The organism is Enterobacter sp. 296B2, from assembly GCF_034106185.1.
Lineage (GTDB): Bacteria > Pseudomonadota > Gammaproteobacteria > Enterobacterales > Enterobacteriaceae > Enterobacter > Enterobacter cloacae_N.
The window spans coordinates 1-20741 of record NZ_JAWNCA010000049.1 but is presented as its reverse complement, the minus strand read 5'-3'; the positions used below and the strand labels follow the sequence as shown (position 1 = coordinate 20741).

Here is a 20741-nt window from a genome sequence, read left to right as displayed (position 1 = left end):
CCGGGGCCGCGGTACGGCGACACCCCCCAGTTTAAGGGCGGCAATTGACGCCCTGGGGGGGAGGGAGGTAAAGCTTTGCCACTCACCCTAACCCGCTCCCCTTTGGGGAGAGGGTTAGGGTGAGGGGGTGTTTATTTACGCAATCCTGCACGCATCCGCTTCCCAGCGATACCCCACGCCATACACCGCGCGGATAAACGACTGCTCGGCGTCCAGCGCCTCCCGCTTCCGGCGCAGGTTTTTAATGTGGCTGTCGATGGTGCGGTCGGTCACCACGCGGTAATCGTCGTACAGGTGGTTCAGCAGCTGTTCGCGGGAGAACACTTTTCCCGGTTCGTGGGAGAGGGTTTTCAGCAGGCGGAACTCCGCAGGCGTCAGGTCCAGCAGCTTGCTTCGCCAGCTCGCCTGGAAACGGCTTTCGTCGACAATCAGCGGGCTTTCGGCGTCCAGCACCTGAAGCTCGCGCTGCGGCCTGCAGCGGCGCAGAATGGTTTTCACGCGGGCAACCACTTCACGCGGGCTGTAGGGTTTGCAGATGTAATCGTCTGCGCCAATTTCGAGCCCCAGCAGGCGGTCAATCTCTTCAATTTTGGCGGTGACCATGACGATGGGCACCTCAGAGAAGCGACGAATTTCACGGCACAGGGTCAGGCCGTCGGTGCCTGGGAGCATCAGATCCAACAGGATCAGGTCCGGCGGCGTCTGACGCACGTACGGCAGCACCTGGTCGCCGTGGCTTATCAGTGAGGGGGCGTAGCTGGCCGCGCGTAAATAGTCGATCAGTAGCTGCCCCAGCTTGGGCTCGTCTTCGACAATCAAAATGCGCGGCGTGTTTTCGTCAATCGGTAACTCGGTCATGCTTCCCTCGATAAATCCCGTTCCAGAGGTAACTCTACTGTAATGCTAACCCCACCAAAAGGCGAATGGGCGGCGCGAATGGTGCCATTATGCGCCTCGACGATGTTAACGCAAATCGCCAGCCCCAGGCCGGAACCGCCGCTGGCGCGGTTGCGTGAGCCTTCGGTGCGGTAAAAACGCTCGAACAGTTTTTCCAGTTGCGCGTCCTGCACGCCGGGGGCGGAATCCGCGAAGGTAAGGGCAAAGCGTCCATTTTCCTGCCTGCCAGAGATATGCAGCCCGCCGCCGCTGTCGGTGTAGCGCAGGCTATTTTCCAGCAGGTTATTGAACAGTTGCATCAGTCGGTCTTTGTCGCCGAACACCACCGCGCTGTCCGGCAGGGAGAGGTCGATTTTCAGGTTGCGGCTGGCAAACCGTTCCCGGAAGGCACCGCTGGCAACTTCGAGCACGTTAATCACATCGATGGGGGCCTTCTGGTAGGCCAGCGCCCCTTCGTCGGACATGGAGAGCTGGTGGAGATCGTCCACCAGCTTGGTGAGCGTGCCCACCTCCGCCTGCAAAGAGGCCACCGATTCTGGCGTAAACTGGCGTACGCCGTCCTGAATGGCCTCCAGCTCGCCGCGCAGCACCGCCAGCGGGGTGCGCAGCTCGTGGGAAATATCGGCCATAAAGTCGCGGCGCATCTGCTGGTTCTTCTCCAGCGTGCTGGCGAGCTGGTTAAAGTCCTGCGCCAGCTTGCCCAGTTCGTCCTGGCTGCGGGTATCGACGCGGGTGGTGAAATCCCCGGCGGCCAGCTTGTGCGTGCCCTCCACCAGCCGTTTCACCGGGGCGAGCAGACCGCGCGCCAGCGGGAAGGTGGCGAGCGCGGCGAGCAGGGTGGAGAGGGCGACAATCAGCCAACTGGTCCGGCGCTGCTGTCGGTCAAAGTTGATGTCGGTGTTGCGCGTCAGGCGCTCCACCGGGGAGGCGATAACCCAGCCGACGGTGGCGTTATTGACTTTGATCGCCCGGCGAGTGCCGTCCGGCGGGATGGGCGAACGCGGGCCAACCAGCGTGCGCATGTCCTGGTCAATCACCCAGAACTGGGTGCGCCAGCCGTGCGGCGGCATGCCTGGCCCCGGGCGATCGTCGCCGGTATCGTGCTCCAGCGAACGCAGGATCTGGAAAATAAAGCGGTCGTTATTGCGCAGAAAGCGCCAGTTACCGTGCTGGGCGTACTGTTCGCTCAGCGCATCGCTTAAGCCCTGTAAACGCTGCTCGTTACCATGCTTGATGTAATCAATAAAGCCGCGCTCGAAGCTGACCCGTACCGCCCAGTGCATGGTGATCAGCAGGACGATACAGGTAGCAAAAATTGCCAGAAAGAGCTTGCCGGTAATGCCCGGACGCCAGAATTTCATGATCCACTCCTTTTGCCGCGCCTAATCACGACGTTCTTGCTGGTATCATCCGGCACTCTGGCGAAGATGAACGCGGGCAGGGCGATGATGACCGCCATGCTGAGGTAGGTATACATAAAGACCTGATGCGCCACGGGCGTGTCGACGCTGAGATGGTGCTGGCCGTACATGCCGAGCAGCAGCCCCGCGATGGTCACCCCGACGCTCATGGAGAGCTGCATGATCATCGACAGCAGGCTGTTGCCGCTGCTCGCCAGTTCGTCCGGCAGATCCTTCAGCGTCAGGGTATTCATTGACGAGAAGCGCATGGAGTTGACGATACCCTGGCAGAACAGCACCAGCGGCAGAACGTAGTACCAGCCCATCAGCGCCACGGCCATAAACAGCAGGCTCACCAGCGCCAGCCCCAGCGTGGCGGTCACCAGCACGTGGCGGTAGCCAAAGCGGTTCACCACCTGCACCACGATGCGCTTCATCCCCATGCTGCCGAGCACCATCGGGATCATCATCAGGCCCGCGTGGAACGGCGAAAAGCCCATGCCAATTTGCAGAAACACGGGCGTCATAAACGGCAGCATGCCGCTGCCGATACGTCCGGCGAAGCTGCCGAACAGACCAAGGCGGTAGGTAGGGTTTTTAAACAAGTTCAGGCTGAAGAGCGCCTTATCGTTACCTCTGGCGTGCCACAGATACCACAGTATGGCCGTAACGCCGAGCGCGATCAGCAGCCCGAGCGTCAGGGGCGAAATACCCAGCCCTTTTTGCCCGTCGAGCGCCAGAGTAAGCGTTGCCATGCCCGCCGCCAGCAGGATAAAGCCAAAGAAGTCGAAGCGGCGGGTCTGCATTTTGTAGTTCGGCATCAGCGCCAGGGTGGCGATAGCACCGACGATGCCCACCGGCAGGTTGATTAAGAAGATCCAGTGCCAGGAGGCGTACTCCACCAGAATGCCGCCCAGCGCCGGGCCCAGCAGCGGCCCTACCTGACCGGGGAGGGTCACAAAGGTCATCGCCGCCATGTACTGCTCGCGCGGCACAATCTTCATCACCGTTAAGCGCCCTACGGGCACCATCATCGCGCCGCCGACGCCCTGCAGCACCCGCGCCATCACCAGCTGGTCGAGGGTGTTGGCCTGAGCGCAAAACAGCGAGCCGGCGGTAAACAGCACGATGGCGGTAAAGAAGATATTCCGCACCCCCACTTTATCGGCCAGCCAGCCGCTGGCAGGCAGCAGCACGGCGACCGTCAGCACGTAGGAGACGATTACCATATGCATATGCAGCGGGCTCTCCCCCAGGCTTTTCGCCATGGAGGGGAGGGCGGTGTTGACGATGGTCGTATCCAGCGACTGCATAAAGAAGCCGAAGGCGACTATCCATAACTGCCAGCGAACGTTAGCGGGGAGATCGGTCATTTACTCGGTCACCGTGGTTCTGTTTTTACGCGAGAAGCGCAGCCGCAGGCGGTCGAAGAACAGATAGACCACCGGCGTGGTGTACAGCGTCAGCAGCTGGCTCATCACCAGGCCGCCGACAATGGTGATCCCCAGCGGCTGGCGCAGCTCTGAGCCATCACCACCGGAGATCACTAGCGGCAATGCGCCAAACAGCGCCGCCAGCGTGGTCATCATAATCGGGCGAAAACGCAGCAGGCAGGCCTGGAAGATCGCCTCCTCCGGCGACAGGCTGCCGTTGCGCTGGGCGTCCAGCGCGAAGTCCACCATCATGATGGCGTTTTTCTTCACGATGCCGATCAACAGCATGATCCCGATGAGCGCGATGAGGCTGAACGGCGCGCCGAACAGCTCCAGCGCCAGCAACGCCCCCACGCCCGCTGACGGCAGCGTCGAGAGGATGGTCAGCGGGTGAACGTAGCTTTCGTACAGCACGCCCAGCACAATATAGACCGTGGCGATGGCCGCCAGAATCAAAATCACCTGCGAGTTCATCGTCTCCTGGAACACCTGCGCGGTCCCGGCAAAGCTGCCGCGCACGGTGGACGGCACGCCAAGCTGCGTCATCGCGCGGTTGATTGCGTCGCTGGCCTCAGAAAGCGACGAACCGGCGGGGAGGTTAAAGGAGATGGTCGACGCCGCTGACAACCCCTGGTGGTTCACAGACAGCGGCGCGTTGGCTGGCCGCCAGCTGGCAAAGTAGGAGAGCGGTATCGCCTTGCCGTCGTTGTTAATCACAAACATTTTGTCCAGGGCGCTGATGTCCTGGGTGTAGCGCGGGTCAACTTCCATCACCACCTTGTACTGGTTCATCGGCTGGTAGATGGTGGAGATCTCGCGCTGGCCGAAGGCGTTGTTCAGCAGGCCGTTGGCGGCTTCAACGTTAATGCCCAGCCGCGACATGGTTTCGCGGTCGTAGGTGAGTGCCATCTCCGCGCCGTTGTCCTGCTGATCGGAGTTCACGTCCGCCAGTTGGGGCAGGGCGGCCAGCGCCTTGCGGATCTTCGGCTCCCACTCGCGCAGCGCGGCTAAATCGTCCGAGAGCAACGTGTACTGATAGCTGGCGTTAGCCTGGCGCCCACCGACGCGGATATCCTGAACGGCCATCAAAAACAGGTTTGCCCCCGGCTCTTTGGCGAGTTTAACCCTAAGACGGTCAATCACCTGCTGGGCGGTTTCGCTGCGCTCGCCGCGGGGTTTCAGGGTAATAAACATCATCCCGCTGTTGACGCGCGAGCCGCCGGTAAAGCCGGTGACGTTATCGACCGCCGGATCTTCACGAATGATCTTCATAAAGTCCTGCAGCTTGCCGCGCATCGCCTGGAATGAAATGCTCTGGTCCGCCTGAATGCCGCCCATCAGCACGCCGGTGTCCTGCTCCGGGAAGAAGGTTTTCGGAATGGTGATATACATCCAGACGTTAAGCCCAATGGTGGCGATCAGTACCAGGCCGACCAGCCGCGTATGGTTCAGCACCCACTTCAGCGATTTGCCGTAGCCTTCCTGCATCGTCATCAGAAAACGACCAAAGCCTTTGCGGCGCGGCTGCGAATGGGGCTTGCTGCGCTTGAGCATCCAGCCGCACATCATCGGCGTGAGCGTCAGGGAAATCACCAGTGAAATCCCGATGGCGACGGAAAGGGTGACGGCAAATTCCCTCAGCAGCCGGCCCGGCAGCCCGCCCATCAGCAGCAGCGGCAGGAACACCGCCACCAGCGACAGGCTCATGGAGAGCACCGTAAAGCCCACCTCGCGCGTGCCCTGCAGCGCAGCCTGCAGCGGCTTAACGCCCGCTTCCAGGTGGCGGGAAATGTTTTCCAGCACCACGATGGCGTCATCCACCACGAAGCCCGTGGCAATCGTCAGGGCCATCAGCGACAGGTTGTTAAGGCTAAACCCGCACAGGTACATGGCGGCAAAGGTGCCGATCAGCGAAACCGGCACCGCCACCGCCGGGATCAGCGTCGCGCGGCCGGAGCGCAGGAACAGGAAGACCACCAGGATCACCAGCGCGACGGAGATAATCAGCGTTTGCTCCACCTCCTCAAGCGAGGCGCGAATGGTCGGGGAGCGATCCTGGGCAATCTGCAGATCGATTGCCGCCGGGATCGTGTCCTGCAGTTCCGGCAGACGGGCGCGGATGCTGTTCACCGTCTCGATAATGTTCGCTTCCGGCAGCTTGCGGATCATCAGCAGGATCGCCGGTTTCGCGTTGGTCATCCCGGCGTTGCGCACATCCTGCACCGAGTCGGTGACGCTGGCGACGTCGCTCAGGCGCACCGCCGCGCCGTTGTTGTAGTGAATAATCAGCGGCTGGTACTCGGCTGCGGTTTTCAGCTCGTCGTTGGTCTGGAGCTGCCAGCGGTGGCTGCCGTCCTCAATTGCCCCCTGGGGCCTGCGCACGTTGGCGTTGCTGATGGCGGAACGCACATCGTCCAGCGACACGCCCTGGTTGAACAGCGCCTGCGGGTTTAAGCCCACGCGCACGGCGGGCAAAGAACTGCCGCCGACGCTTACGTCACCGACGCCATTAATTTGTGAGATTGTCTGCGCCAGTTGGGTAGACGCAAAGTCGTAAAGCTGACCCTGCGAGTACGTATCCGAGGTCAGCGTCAGGATCATGATTGGCGCATCGGACGGGTTGGCCTTGCGGTAGGTCGGGCGGCTCGGCATCCCGCTCGGTAGCAGGCTTTGCGCGGCGTTGATGGCCGCCTGCACGTCGCGCGCCGCACCGTTAATATCCCGGTCGAAGCTGAACTCCAGAATGATGCGCGTGCTGCCGAGCGAGCTGCTGGAGGTCATCTCGTTGACCCCTGCAATCCGCCCGAGCGAACGCTCCAGCGGGGTGGCAACCGATGACGCCATGGTTTCCGGTGACGCACCCGGCAGTGAGGCGCTGACCATGATCACCGGGAAATCCACCTGCGGCAGCGGGGCAACAGGCAGCAGGCGGAAGCCCAGCACGCCGCAGAGAGTAATGGCGAGCGAGATTAAAATCGTCGCCACCGGGCGATAAATGAAGAGGGCGAAAAGCTTCACTTACGCCTCCTCTTCACGCTTCGGGAAGCGGCTTTTGGTCCACAGCGCCAGGCGGTCAAACAGCAGGTAGATCACCGGCGTGGTAAAGAGCGTTAGCACCTGGCTCACCAGCAGACCGCCGACCATGCCGATACCCAGCGGGCGGCGCAGCTCCGCGCCGACGCCGGTGCTGAGCATCAGCGGCAACGCGCCCAGCAGGGCCGCCAGCGTGGTCATCAGGATCGGACGAAAACGCAGCAGGCAGGCCTGGAAGATGGCATTGCGCGGCGACATGCCCTGCTCGCGCTCGGCGGCCAGGGCGAAGTCGATCATCATGATGGCGTTTTTCTTCACGATGCCGATCAGCAGGATGATGCCGATGATGGCAATGACGTCCAGCTCGCTGCCCGCCAGCATTAATGCCAGCAGCGCCCCCACGCCCGCCGTCGGCAGGGTGGAGAGGATGGTGATCGGGTGGATAAAGCTTTCATACAGCACGCCAAGCACGATGTACATCGCCACCACCGCAGCCACGATCAGCCAGACGGTGTTCCCCAGCGCCGCCTGGAACGCCAGCGTGCTGCCCTGGAACTGGGTCTGAATATCGGACGGGAAGCTGAGCGCTTTTTCAGCAGCCTGGATGGCCTCCACCGCTTCGCCGAGAGAATAACTGTCCGACACGTTGAAGGAAATGGTGGTGGACGGGAACTGATCCAGATGATTAATCGACAGCGGGGTATAGCGCTCCTCTACCGTGGCGATGGCGCTAAGGGGCACAATGCCGCCGTCTTTGCTGGTCAGGCGCACCGAGTCCAGCGCGGCCAGGCCGGGCGTGTTCTCCGTGTTGTGCTCCAGCACCACGCGGTACTGATTCGCCTGGGTGTAGATGGTGGAGATCAGGCGCTGACCGAAGGCGTTGTACAGGGCATTGTCCACATCAGACATGGTGATGCCCAGACGGCTGGCGGTGTCGCGGTTGACGTTCACGTACGCCGCCAGCCCCTTGTCCTGCCAGTCGCTGCTGACGTCGGCGAGCTGCGGCAGGGTGTTCAGTTTTTCCACCAGCTGCGGTACCCAGGTGCTGAGGGCATCCAGCGTGGTGGCCTGCAGCGTGAACTGGTACTGCGTGCGGCTGACCTGGGTATCAATGGTCAAATCCTGAACAGGCTGCAGATAAAGCTCAACGCCCGGGACGCGGGCCACGGCGTTTTGCAGCCGCTCAATGACTGCGTTCACGCGGTCGTCGCGCTCATCCAGCGGCTTGAGGTTGATCTGCAGACGCGCGCTGTTGAGCGACGGGTTGGTGCCGTCCACGCCGACGTAGGCCGTCAGGCTCTCTACAGCCGGATCCTTCATGATGATTTCAGACACCTGCTGCTGGCGCTGCGCCATGTTCGCGAAGGAGACCGACTGCGGGGCCTGAAGCGTGCCCTGAATAATGCCGTTGTCCTGGATCGGGAAGAAACCTTTCGGAATGAAAATCCACAGCATCACGCTGAGTGCCAGCGTGCCCAGCGCTACGCCGAGCGTCGCCCACGGATGGTTGAGGACTTTCGCCAGCACGCGACCGTAGGCGGCAATAATCCGCTCGAACATTCGCTCGGAGGCGCGCGAGAAGCGGTTTTGCTTGCGCAGGGATTCATGGCTCAGCATGCGGGCGCACATCATCGGCGTCAGGGTCAGCGACACCACGGCAGAGATCAAAATGGCGACCGCCAGCGTCACGGCAAACTCGCGGAACAGCCGCCCGACGATATCGCCCATAAACAGCAGCGGGATCAGCACCGCAATCAGCGAGAAGGTCAGCGAGATAATGGTAAAGCCGATTTCCCCTGCGCCTTTCAGCGCGGCGGCCAGCGGCTTTTCGCCTTTCTCGATATAGCGCGAGATGTTCTCGATAACGACGATGGCATCGTCCACTACGAACCCGGTGGCAATCGTCAGCGCCATCAGCGTCAGGTTGTTAATCGAAAAGTCGAGGAACACCATCACCGCAAAGGTCCCGACCAGCGAGAGCGGCACGGCGACGGCGGGAATAATGGTTGCCGGGACGTTGCGCAGGAACAGGTAGATGATCATGACGACCAGCGCAATCGCCAGCATCAGCTCGAACTGGGTGTCGGTGACCGAGGCACGAATGTTGGTGGTGCGGTCGGACAGGACCTTCACGCTGACCGATTTCGGCAGGCTTTCAATCAGCTGCGGCAGCATGCTGCGAATGCTGTCGGCGGTTTCGATGATGTTGGCGTCCGGCTGGCGCTGCACGTTCATCACGATCGCCTGCTGCTTGTTCGCCCACGCGCCGAGCCAGCTGTTTTCTGCCCCTTGTTCCACGGTGGCGATGTCGCCCAGGCGGATCGGCGCGCCGTTCTGGTAGGCCACAATCAGCTGACGGTATTCGTCGGCGGACTGCATCTGGTCGTTCGCCGAGAGGGTGACCGCACGGGTCGGGCCGTCAAGCGAGCCTTTTGCCGAGTTGACGTTGGCGCTGCTGATGGCGCTGCGGATGGTTTCGCTGGTCAGCCCCAGCGCGGCAATCGCCTGCGCGTTAAGCTTCACGCGCACGGCGGGGCGCTGACCGCCCGCCAGCGTGACGAGGCCGACGCCGGAGACCTGAGAAATCTTCTGCGCCACGCGCGTTTCGACCATGTCTTCGACCTGGGTCATCGGCATGGCGGAGGAGGTAACGGCAAGCGTCATGATCGGCGGATCCGCCGGGTTGACCTTGCTGTAGACCGGCGGGTTAGGCAGGTCGGACGGCAGCAGGTTGGTAGCGGCGTTAATCGCGGCCTGCACCTCCTGCTCGGCGACGTCCAGCGACAGCGTCAGCTGGAACTGCAGCGTCACGACGGATGCCCCGCCGGAACTCTGGGAGGACATCTGTTTTAACCCGGACATCTGACCAAACTGGCGCTCCAGCGGGGCGGTAATGGCGGACGTCACGACGTCCGGGCTGGCGCCAGGATACAGCGTCACCACCTGGATGGTGGGATAATCCACTTCCGGCAGCGCCGACACGGGCAGGAAGCGGTAGCCAATGATCCCGGCCAGCAGGATCGCCACCATTAACAGCGTGGTGGCGACAGGGCGGAGGATGAACAGGCGTGATGGCCCACCTGTAGAGCTCGGGGGCATAACCTGCATCAGGAGGTCGCTCCCTGTTTCGCAGGTTCAACCACTTCTACTTTCGCGCCTTCGGTCAGGCGGTCGATGCCGTCGGTGACCACGCGGTCGCCGGCGGAGAGCCCGGCGCTGATGACCACTGTCTGGCTGTCCTGAATCCCGGTTTTCACCAGATGCTTGCTGACTTTGTTGTCGCTGTTCAGCACCCAGACGAAGCTACCTTCGTTACCCATCTGCAGCGCTGCGGTGGGGATCACCACCGCGTTCTCTTCGGTCGCGACCAGCATTCGCGCGTTGACGAACTGGTTCGGGAAGAGGGCGTCGTCCTGGTTGTTAAAGCGTGCCTTCAGCTTGATGGTGCCGGTGGTGGTGTCGATCTGGTTATCCAGGCTAAGCAGTGAACCCTCGCTCAGCTTCTGCTTGTTGGTGCGGTCCCAGGCTTCCACTATCAGGCCTTTACCGGCTTTTTGCGCCTGAATGACGGTCGCGATATCGCTTTCCGGCAGGGTAAAGACTAAATCAATCGGGTGGGTTTGGGTGATCACCACGATGCCCGTGGTGTCGCCGCTGGAGATCTGGTTGCCGATATCGACCTGCTTCAGGCCCACGCGACCGTCAATCGGCGCGGTGATGCGGCTCCAGTCCAGCTGCAGCTGCGCGCTGGCGACGGCAGCCTCGTCGGCTTTGATGGTGCCCTGCGTTTCGCTGACCAGCGACTGCTGGGTGTCCAGCTCCTGACGCGATACCAGATTGGTTTTCACCAACTGCTGGTAGCGCGCTAAATCGCGCCGGGCGTTGGCGAGAGTTGCTTTGTCTTTCGCGAGCTGTCCCTGCGCCTGGGCGAGGGCGACCTTAAACTGGCTGGGGTCGATTTCCGCCAGAAGATCGCCGGCTTTGACCTGCTGACCTTCCTGGAAGTGGATCGCGATGAGCTGACCGTCCACGCGGCTGCGCACCGTGGCGGTATTCGCGGCGGTAATGGTTCCGAGCCCCGTCAGATAACGCGGAACGGCTTTACTCACCGCCGTCGCCGCCTGAACCGGCACCAGCGCACCGCCGCGCATGCCGTGACGGCCGCCGCCAGCCGGGCGCTGCGCCTGACTGCTGGCACCGGAGGGGGCTGCGGAATTTGCGGATTGGCTGTGCCAGTACCAGGCGGCGGCAAGGGCCACCACAATGATGCCAGCGGCGATTGCCCAGCGGGATTTGTTACTGCCTTTCATCGTTATACGTTCTCATCCTGAAACACTTCGGGGAATGATACTAGTTTAGTCAGCTAACACAGCGGAAAAATGGAGGAAATATGGAAGACTGTCAGGAATGGTCTGAATGGAGGTAAACGCACAACGGCAACATTCGTTGCCGTTTTTGGTGTTTTCTCCCTCTCCCTGTAGGCTGAGGGATCCCCACAAAATAATGTTTGCATGGACGACCCCCTCTCCCTTGAGGGAGAGGGCCGGTGTGAGGGCACTAGACCGCACAGCAACCGCACTAGCTAAACATCACCTGCGCCCAGCGCGCCAGCCCTGCGGTAACGGAGCCAAAGTCATCCCCACCGGCAATCGGAATGCCCGGCAACTGTTCCGCCAACGCTTTCTTGATCAGCGGCGAACGGGCGCTGCCCCCGGTCAGGTAAATGACGTCCGGCTTCTCTTTGCCGTTCTCCAGCGCCAGCTGCACCTGCTCCAGAATGCGCTGCAGCGGCTGGGCAAGCGCCGTTTCCAGCCCCTCCTGCGAAATCGAGGTGGCCAGCTCCTCGCTGATAAACGGCAAGGACACCGCATGTTCAGCACGATCCGAAAGGGCGATTTTGCTCTCTTCCGCAGTACGCACCACGCGGTAGCTGAGGCGCTGACGCCACACTTTATAGAGCAGGGCGACTTTTTCGGCATCCTGCGCGTCGCGCACCAGATCGTTGAGGAAGCGACCGTTCGCGGTACTGTAAAAATCACTCTGCGCCGGGACGTCGTTGATGGCAATCGCGTTCCACCACGGCAGTATTGGCAGGGCAATCCCTTTTTCCGTTTGACCGCCCATGCCGAGCAGCGGCATCAGGCTCTTGAATGCCAGGGCGATATCCAGATCGTTACCGCCTACGCGGCAGCCGCTGTGCCCGAGCAGGCTGTTTTCACGATCGCGACGGGTATGCCACTGCGGCCCCATCAGCAGCAGCGAGCAGTCGGTGGTTCCCCCGCCGATGTCCACTACCAGCACGCGCTTCTCTTCAGCCAGCGTGGCTTCAAAGTCCAGCCCCGCGGCAACCGGTTCATATTGGAACACCACGTCGCGGAAGCCTGCCCGGTGCGCCGCGCGTTCAAGGATCCCTTGCGCCTGCTGGTTGGCATCGTCGCCGCCCAGCCCCTGGAAGTTGATCGGTCGGCCAATCACCGCCTGGGTAATCGCATCGGAGACCTGCGTCTGCGCCTGATTGCGAATATGCAGCATCATCGCGCACACCAGGTCTTCAAACATCGCCACCTGCTGCGGCTTCAGGCCGCTGGCGCCGAGGAAGGACTTCGGTGACTTAACAAAGTAGACCTCTTCCGGGTCTTCAACATAGTGACCGAGCGAGGAGAGGCCGAACTGCACGCTGGAGGGCGTAACGTCGATGTCCTCCTCGCGGTTAAAGCTGACCGCACGGCGCAGCAGCGCCTGGGTTTCCGCTGCCGTAGCAGGTACCTGATGGTGGCGGAACAGCCATTCGCTTACCGCCTCACGCGTCGGCGCGCAGAGCATTGACGGCAGCAGCGTGCTCTCTTTTTCCATTTTCAGGAGCTGCGGCTGTCCGTCTTGCATGATCGCAACCGAGCAGTTTGCCGTACCGTAGTCAAATCCAATAAACACGATTAATCCCCATGCCGGTGAGAAGGGGCGAGACTTTAGCGGAATGCCTGTCCGCCGACAACAGGAATATGAAAGCAAGGCAAAACAGGGGCTTTCCGTTTATGCTGATAACAATAAAAAAGGAGCAGCGATGTATACCCTGACCTGGCAACCCCCTTACGACTGGCAGTGGATGTTTGGCTTTCTCGGCGCGCGTGCGGTGACGGGCATTGAAACCGTCACGCACGACTACTATGAGCGCAGTTTTGCCTGCGACGGCCATCAGGGGATATTTCGCGTGACGCCGGAGATCGCCACCCATACGCTGACCGTGACGCTCAGCCCGGGGTTAGTTCCGGTTGCGCAGACGTGTCTTGAACGCATCGCACGCCTGTTCGACCTTGCCTGCAACCCGCAGCAGGTCGCGGATACGCTGGGGGATCTCGGCGCTGCCCGGCCCGGCTTGCGTTTGCCGGGGGCGATGGATGCGTATGAGCAGGGCGTCCGGGCGATCCTCGGGCAACTGGTGAGCGTGGCGATGGCGGCGAAACTGGCTTCCCGCGTGGTCGCCCTGTGCGGGGAGCCGGTGAAGGATGCACCGGGTTATGTCTGCTTTCCCTCCCCGGAAGCGCTGGCCTCAGCCGATCCTTTAGCGCTCAAAGCGCTCGGGATGCCGGTAAAACGCGCGGAGTCGCTGATTCATCTGGCGCAGTCGGTCGTCGACGGGGCGTTTCCGCTGACGCCGCCTGAGGACGTTGAGGCAAGTATGAAGGCGCTACAGCAGCGGCCGGGCATCGGGCGCTGGACGGCTAATTACCTGGCCCTGCGTGGCTGGCAGGCGAAAGATGTGTTTCTTCCGGATGATTATCTGATTAAGCAACGCTTCGCCGGGATGACGCCCGCGCAGATTCGGCGTTACGCCGAGCGCTGGCAGCCGTGGCGCTCCTACGCGCTGCTGCACATCTGGTATACCGACGGCTGGAAGCCGTCAGTTGATGGCGAAATAGCTGGTGTTGAGCAGTAGATCCAGCGGCTGCGGCTCGGCGATGGTGTCGCCATAGATAAAATCAATGCCGATGCCGGAAAGCGTATCCATCATGATGGGCTGGTTACAGGGGCCAGCAATGGTTTTCATCCCCAGACGCTGTGCGTGGCCCTGAACGATGGTCACCATCATCTCATCCATCAGATTGCCATACACGTTGCTCACCACCTCGGCGTCCAGCATCAGATAATCGGCCATGTTCGGGCTCAGGTGGGAGAAGACGTTCATGTCGCGCCCTATCTGGCTGAAGATCACCCGGCAGCCCGCCTGGCGAAGCTTTTGTAACCCTCGCTGCAGATTCTCATCCGGGTTACACACCGCGTCGGCTGCGATGACCAGATGCAGCAGACGGCCCGGCATAGGGCTGTTTTCGAGCAGGTCGAGAAGTTCATCGACAAGTGTCACGCTGGCTAAACCGGCCGCAGAAAGCGGCAGAGCTATCCCCATCCCTTTACGGGCAACCTGTGCAGCAGAGGTGCGGAAAAACTCACCAAAGATTCGTCTGTCGAGGGCGTGCAGCAGCTCAGGCTCCGCGAGGCCAGAACGGAAGGCGTGCTCCTCCTGGACTTCACCCTGGCTGGTCCACAAGCGTAGCGAAATCAGCCAGAAATTACAGCTTTCCGGTATGCGCGGGGAGGCGACGCTGCGGGCGATCATCATCAGGTGATTGTCTTTAATCATGTGCCACTGTTCGTCCAGCGACATCATGCTGCGCGCGCTCAGATCCCGCTCCTGCTGCGGTTCGTATACCGTCACGATGCCGCGACCGCTGTTCTTCGAGGCATAACAGGCAATATCCGCCTGCGACATCACCTCTGACGCCAGGTGGTTATGTTCATCAATCAGCGTAATACCCGCGCTGGCCCCAATCCGGTGCAGGCGGCCTTCCCACATAAAGTGATAGTCATTGATGGTATGGATCAGGCGACCGGTGATATAGCGCGCGCTCTCAATATTGCAGTCCGGCAGCAGCAGCCCAAACTCGTCGCCGCCCAGGCGCGCCAGCACGTCGCTGGAGCGAAGCAGGGTTAGCATCATGGAGGAAAGTTCCCGCAGCAGGGCATCTCCCGCCGCATGGCCTGCGGTATCATTGACGGCTTTGAAGCGGTCCAGATCGATGAAGACCAGCGCATGACGCTGACGCGTCTCACGAACGGTTTGCAGAAGTCGTTTGAGATGGTTTTCGAAGCTGACCCGGTTTGCCAGGTGGGTGAGGGCATCGTGCGACGCGCTGTAGCTCAGCTGACGCAGCATTTTGCGCGACTCGGTCACGTCCTGAATAACGATAACCGAGCCAATACTGTGCCCATCAAGGGTGCTGAGTGGCGTAATGCTGTAGTGGATATCAAACGATCCGCCTGTGCGGCAGTTCAGCACCACGTCCTGGTCGATATCGGAGCGTGAAATATCGCCGCTGTGAATGTTCTCCATCAACTGTCCCCGTTCTCCGAAGGTGATGTGTAACACCTTCAGGATCGGCTGGCCGATGGCCTCGGTCTGCAGCCAGCCACTCATCTTCTCGGCGACAGGGTTCATAAAGGTGACGTTCATGTCGATATCGGTGCAGAGCACCGCTTCGCCGATGGAGTCGAGCGTGATGTGCAGACGTTCTTTTTCCTGGAACAGCGCTTCGTTAAGCTCCTTCACCTCGGTCATGTCCATGTTGATGCCGAGTAAACGTTCCACTTCACCCTCTTTATTCAGCACCCGATTTGCCAGGGAGCGAATATGGCGTACGCCTTCCTTCACGCGGATACGGAATTCAAGCTTAAACGGCAGACGAGAGACCAGAGAATCCCGCAGCACCTGCTCCGCATGGGCGCGATCCTCTGGCAACATTCTGTCGTGCCAGAGTTGCCAGGTGGGCTTGATGTGCGGCGGAATTTCATACAGCTCAAACATCCGCTTATCCCAGCTGATGATGTCAGGCTGCAGATCCCACTCCCAGATGCCGATGCCGCCCGCTTCGTTGGCCAGCGTAATGCGCTCCATCAGACGCTTGTTGACCCACTCGGTCTGCTTCAGGTCGTTAATGTCTTCAATCTGGGCAATAAAATAGAGCGGTGAGCCGTCGGCATGGCGCACGACGGAGACGGCCAGAAGCGCCCAGACGACTTCCCCGTTGCGCGTGTAATAGCGCTTTTCGAGGGTGTAGGTGTTGATCTCGCCGTTGACCAGTTGCTCCAGCTGTTCCAGGTCGGTATGCAAATCTTCCGGCCAGGTCAACTGCTGGAAGGTGAGCGACTGTAGCTCGGTCTGACTGTAACCGAGGAAGTTGCACAGTGCCTTGTTAGCCTGAAGCCACTGGCCCTCTATGCTGACTAACGCCATACCGATGGCGGAATACTCCATCGCATTGCGAAAGCGCTCTTCGCTTTCGGTGATGTGTTTGCGCTCGGCACGGAAGGCATACATCACCATGGTCATCACGTTAGCGGGAAGGAGCAGCATCAGGAACGGCAGCCACGGCGCGTTCATCATCGGCCCGGCATGTTGGGTGGTCAGCGCCGAAGGGTTATGGGCAATCATCAGTGAAACGACCATCACGGTAACCAGAAACACCATGAACGCTTCCATCCGCGGCAAGCGCACGGCGCTCCACATAAGCAATACGATCACGCAGGTAAAGGGCCACGGCAGCCAGGTGATGGCAGCCCAACTGAGGGCCAGCGTCACGGCCATGGTAACCAGCGTTTCGAGCAGTAATCGCGGGTCACGGTGACGGAGCAGGTAATGGGATTTAAACAGCAGTCCAAGAGGCACCAGCGCCAGCGCACCGATGGATTCGGACAACACCCAAACGATGAAATTACGCAGCGGCTCAGGGCCGGGGACCAGAAACGTCACCAGAATACCGCCCACCAGCGGCGGCACCAGCGCGCTGCCAATGGCCAGGCGGATCCAGTCGTTTAAATTTTGCAGCGGGTTATACCACGGAAGCAGCTTGCGCAGTAATACGGCGCCGATGACGGCCTCGATAACGTTTATTGCGGTGTAGGTGAGGTTTATCGATGCCCAGGAGAACAACATCCACGAGGCCAGAATATTGCCAAACGAACAGGCCAGGGCGATCCCGGGCCACATTTTTCCTGCATGGCGGTAAAACGCCACCATCATAATGGCGGTGGGAAACCAGAGCGGCGCCAGCAGGGTACCGAAGCGGGTAAGCTCCAGCGAAAATAAGGTAAAGATAAAGGTGACCAGGCCCAGACAGACAAGTCGCAATAAAGGATGTGGGGTGGTAACCAAAACCCGCTGGTATTGTTTATTCATTACCGCTTTATCCAGAGACGCCATGCCGTCAGGAGAGAAGTGCGCACGAGTGAATTTGATAATTTGGTTTATGCTAGTACAAACAATTTACAATTCATATGGCGGCTGCTCATAATTTGACATCATAGAGTTATTAAATAGTTACTCGCTAAAAAATTCCTGTTAAACGCTGAAAAAACGGCCACTTAAATTTCTCTCAGGGAGCAATGCGCCACTTTTCAGCCTGTCTCGCAGAACCTGCGCATTCGACTGGTATCACGCCCGCGAAATCCCTATAATTGCCGCGTTTGACGCTCCGGCGTCGTCCTTCCTTAACATCCAGGTTATTCAGGTCGCTAAATTTATGACTGATAAGTCTCATCAGTGCGTCATTATAGGCATCGCCGGCGCATCGGCTTCAGGTAAAAGTCTAATTGCCAGTACGCTTTATCGCGAACTGCGTGAACAAGTAGGTGATGAGCACATCGGCGTCATTCCCGAAGACAGCTATTACAAAGATCAATCCCATCTGTCGATGGAAGAGCGCGTAAAAACCAACTACGACCACCCGAATGCGATGGATCACAGTTTACTGTTCCAGCATTTAGAAGCCCTCAAGAGCGGCCAGGCTATTGAACTGCCCGTTTACAGTTACGTAGAACACACCCGCACCCAGGAAACGATCCGCATCGAGCCAAAGAAGGTTATTATCCTTGAAGGCATCCTGCTCCTGACCGACGCCCGCCTGCGCGAATCCATGAACTTCTCCATCTTCGTCGATACCCCGTTGGACATCTGCCTGATGCGCCGCATCAAGCGTGACGTTAACGAGCGCGGCCGTTCGATGGACTCCGTCATGGCGCAATACCAGAAAACGGTCCGTCCGATGTTCCTGCAGTTTATTGAACCATCCAAACAATACGCCGATATCATCGTCCCTCGCGGGGGCAAAAACCGCATTGCGATTGATATCTTAAAAGCGAAAATCAGTCAGTTTTTTGAATAAGCCGCGCGAATTGTGTACCGTTCAGAGATAACCTGGTTTTACCCTGAGTGTTTAAGGCCTCAGGGTACGATGCATGAAAGGAGAAAGTGCCATGCGTCTTTGCGATCGCGATATTGAAGCCTGGCTGGATGAAGGCCGTTTGTCTATTACCCCGCGTCCCCCGGTGGAGCGTATCAATGGGGTGACCGTTGATGTACGGTTGGGGAATAAATTCCGCACATTTAGTGGCCACACTGCGCCGTTCATCGACCTCAGCGGGCCGAAGGATGAAGTCAGCGCCGCGCTCGATCGCGTTATGAGTGATGAAATCGTCATTGACGAAGGCGAAGCTTTTTATCTGCATCCAGGCGAACTGGCGCTGGCGGTGACGTATGAATCCGTGACCCTGCCTGCGGATCTCGTCGGCTGGCTTGATGGCCGTTCTTCTCTGGCCCGCCTGGGGCTAATGGTTCACGTCACCGCGCACCGTATCGACCCAGGCTGGTCCGGCCGTATCGTGCTGGAGTTCTTCAACGCCGGCAAACTGCCGCTGGCGCTGCGCCCCGGAATGATGATTGGTGCGTTAAGCTTTGAACCGCTGACCGGCCCGGCAGACAGGCCTTACAACCGCCGCCAGGACGCAAAATACCGCGACCAGCAGGGTGCGGTTGCCAGCCGTATTGATAAAGACTGATCGTTAGTCCACTGAGGATGCCATGAGAAGAGTTCTGACAACGCTGATGATTTTGCTGGTGGTGCTGGTTGCTGGCCTTTCGGCGTTGGTTCTGCTGGTTAACCCGAATGATTTCCGCGCTTATATGGTGCGGCAGGTCGAGGCACGCAGTGGTTACCAACTGAAGCTTGACGGGCCGCTGCGCTGGCACGTCTGGCCACAGCTCAGCATTCTCTCTGGCCGCATGTCGTTAACCGCACCGGGCGCCGCACAGCCGCTGGTCTCTGCGGACAACATGCGTCTTGACGTGGCGCTGATCCCGCTTATTTCCCATCAGCTGCAGGTTAACCAGGTGATGCTGAAGGGCGCGGTCATTCAGCTTACCCCGCAAACCGAAGCCGTGCGCGACGCGAATGCGCCGGTCGCGCCGCGCGAGAATACCTTACCGGATGAACCGTCCGATACGGGCTGGTCGTTTGATATAGGCAAACTGAAAGTTGCCGATAGCGTGCTGGTGTTCCAGCATGAGGATCAGGAGCAGGTCACCGTTCGCAACATCAACCTGCAGATGGAGCAGGATGAACACCATCTTGCGTCGCTGGAATTTAGCGGACGGGTGAATCGCGACCAGCGGGATCTGACCCTCTCGTTGAATGCAAATGTGAATGCGTCGGACTACCCGCATCAGCTCACGGCTGACATCCAGCAGCTTAACTGGCAGCTGACGGGGGCGGATCTCCCTACCCAGGGGATCGCCGGACAGGGGACGCTGCAGGCCGTATGGCGCGAAGAACAAAAACAGCTGGCGCTGGATAACCTCAATCTGCAGGCCAACGACAGCAGCCTGAAGGGGCAGGCGAGCGTCACGCTTGACGAAAAGCCGAAGTGGGTGCTGAACCTGCAGTTTGACAAGCTCAACCTGGAGAACATCCTGCCACCGCTGCCGGCAAGCGCAACGGACAGCGATGCGACCCAGACGGGGCAAAGCCAGTCATCGGTGTCGCGTCCGGTTATCTCGTCTAACCTTGAACAGCCTGACTATAACGTTTTGCGCGGCTTCACCGCCGATATTGCGCTGAAAGCCAACAGCGTGCGCTGGCGCGGCATTGATTTTACCGACGTGAGCGGCAAGATGTTCAACCACAACGGGTTGCTGGCGATCTCCGAACTGAGCGGCAAAATGGGGGCAGGGCATCTTTCGCTGCCAGGAACGCTGGACGTGCGTAAGGACGTTGCCAGCGCTGAATTCCAGCCGCGTCTCGACAACGTTGAGATTGGCAGCATCCTCAAAGCCTTTAACTATCCGATATCCCTGACGGGGCAGTTAACGCTGGCGGGGGATTTCTCAGGCACCAAAATTGATGCCAACGCCTTCCGCCGGGAGTGGCAGGGTGAAGCGCACGTTGACCTGAAAGATTCCCGTATGGAGGGGCTCAACTTCCAGCAGCTTGTCCAGCAGGCGGTGGAGCGCAGCAGCGATGTTAAAGCGCAGGAAAACTACGACAGCGCAACGCGCCTCGACAGTTTCACCACGGATCTGACGCTGGATAACGGGATACTGACCCTTGCCGGGATGCAGGGAACCTCGTCCATGTTGTCGTTAACCGGAGAAGGCTCGCTGGATCTGGTCAAAGAGACGGCGGACACGCGCTTTAACGTCCGGGTACTTTCCGGCTGGCAGGGCGAAAGCAAGCTGATTGATTTCCTTAAAGAGACACCGGTTCCGCTTAGCGTATACGGCAAATGGCAGGCGCTGAACTACAGCCTTCAGGTGGATCAGATCCTGCGTAAGCATCTGCAGGATGAAGCGAAGCGTCGGCTTAACAGCTGGGCGGATCGTAATAAAGATTCCCAGAATGGCAAGGATGTGAAGAAGCTGCTGGATAAGCTTTGAGGTTCGTGGTGCCGGGTGGCGGCTACGCCTTACCCGGCTGCCAGTGCGGCCTGATGCTCTCACCCCAGCCCTCTCCCACGGGAGAGGGAGCAAACCCTAAAACGGCAACCTGGTTGTAATGCCAGTCAGTTAAGCAACTGACTGGCTTTTTTTCGGGGCTGTGGGGTATCTCCAGGGCCTTTCCTTTACCACCCTCGGGAAGGCCCTTTCCCTTCTTGT

General features: G+C 59.7%; 13 protein-coding genes. 4 read left to right on the top strand and 9 right to left on the bottom strand.

The genetic code is table 11. The features are described from left to right. Positions 1–135: 135 nt before the first annotated feature. The 7 genes from baeR to yegD all read right to left on the bottom strand — a co-directional run bounded on the left by baeR (position 136) and on the right by yegD (position 12694). Entirely contained in the window at positions 136–858 is a 723-nt protein-coding gene (gene baeR, locus URZ40_RS22255; protein WP_320721165.1) for a two-component system response regulator BaeR, read from the bottom strand. Then, a complete protein-coding gene (gene baeS / locus URZ40_RS22250; RefSeq protein WP_316379400.1) occupies positions 855–2258 on the bottom strand; it encodes a two-component system sensor histidine kinase BaeS in 1404 nt (467 codons plus the stop codon). Before baeS ends, baeR begins: the two co-directional genes overlap by 4 nt. Beyond that, complete coding sequence (locus tag URZ40_RS22245; protein WP_320721164.1) at positions 2255–3670, bottom strand: MFS transporter; 1416 nt, start codon at positions 3668–3670, stop codon at positions 2255–2257. Before URZ40_RS22245 ends, baeS begins: the two co-directional genes overlap by 4 nt. After that, positions 3671–6748, bottom strand: coding sequence for a multidrug efflux RND transporter permease subunit MdtC (gene mdtC / locus URZ40_RS22240; protein WP_320721163.1), 3078 nt, complete (start codon positions 6746–6748; stop codon positions 3671–3673). Next, the gene (locus URZ40_RS22235) at positions 6749–9871 is read right to left on the bottom strand and encodes an MdtB/MuxB family multidrug efflux RND transporter permease subunit (RefSeq protein WP_320721162.1); all 3123 of its coding nucleotides are present in this window, start codon (positions 9869–9871) and stop codon (positions 6749–6751) included. It abuts the gene before it with no gap. Next, a complete protein-coding gene (locus URZ40_RS22230; protein ID WP_320721161.1) occupies positions 9871–11073 on the bottom strand; it encodes an MdtA/MuxA family multidrug efflux RND transporter periplasmic adaptor subunit in 1203 nt (400 codons plus the stop codon). The genes URZ40_RS22235 and URZ40_RS22230 overlap by 1 nt, the downstream gene beginning before the upstream one ends. A 268-nt stretch (positions 11074–11341) precedes the next feature. Next, a complete protein-coding gene (gene yegD / locus URZ40_RS22225; RefSeq protein ID WP_166711738.1) occupies positions 11342–12694 on the bottom strand; it encodes a molecular chaperone in 1353 nt (450 codons plus the stop codon). A 130-nt stretch (positions 12695–12824) separates the two neighbouring features. Between yegD and alkA the strand changes: the two genes are divergently transcribed. Beyond that, the gene (gene alkA, locus URZ40_RS22220) at positions 12825–13697 is read left to right on the top strand and encodes a DNA-3-methyladenine glycosylase 2 (protein ID WP_320721160.1); all 873 of its coding nucleotides are present in this window, start codon (positions 12825–12827) and stop codon (positions 13695–13697) included. On the opposite strand, the gene URZ40_RS22215 is transcribed toward alkA, so the two are convergent. After that, a complete protein-coding gene (locus URZ40_RS22215; protein ID WP_233002606.1) occupies positions 13662–16991 on the bottom strand; it encodes a diguanylate cyclase in 3330 nt (1109 codons plus the stop codon). The two genes, alkA and URZ40_RS22215, sit on opposite strands and share 36 nt — an antisense overlap. Positions 16992–17334: 343 nt before the next feature. Between URZ40_RS22215 and udk the strand changes: the two genes are divergently transcribed. From udk to asmA, 3 genes are all read left to right on the top strand, one after another. Continuing rightward, entirely contained in the window at positions 17335–17976 is a 642-nt protein-coding gene (gene udk / locus URZ40_RS22210; protein WP_008500855.1) for a uridine kinase, read from the top strand. 91 nt (positions 17977–18067) lie between these two features. Then, entirely contained in the window at positions 18068–18649 is a 582-nt protein-coding gene (dcd, locus tag URZ40_RS22205; RefSeq protein ID WP_020883257.1) for a dCTP deaminase, read from the top strand. 22 nt (positions 18650–18671) lie between these two features. Further along, positions 18672–20522: an outer membrane assembly protein AsmA gene (gene asmA, locus URZ40_RS22200; RefSeq protein ID WP_320721159.1), complete on the top strand. Its 1851-nt coding sequence runs from the start codon at positions 18672–18674 to the stop codon at positions 20520–20522. A gap of 129 nt (positions 20523–20651) precedes the next feature. Here asmA and URZ40_RS22195 read toward each other — a convergent pair. After that, positions 20652–20741: hypothetical protein (locus URZ40_RS22195; RefSeq protein ID WP_256662186.1), on the bottom strand; the 90-nt coding region annotated here is incomplete at its 5' end.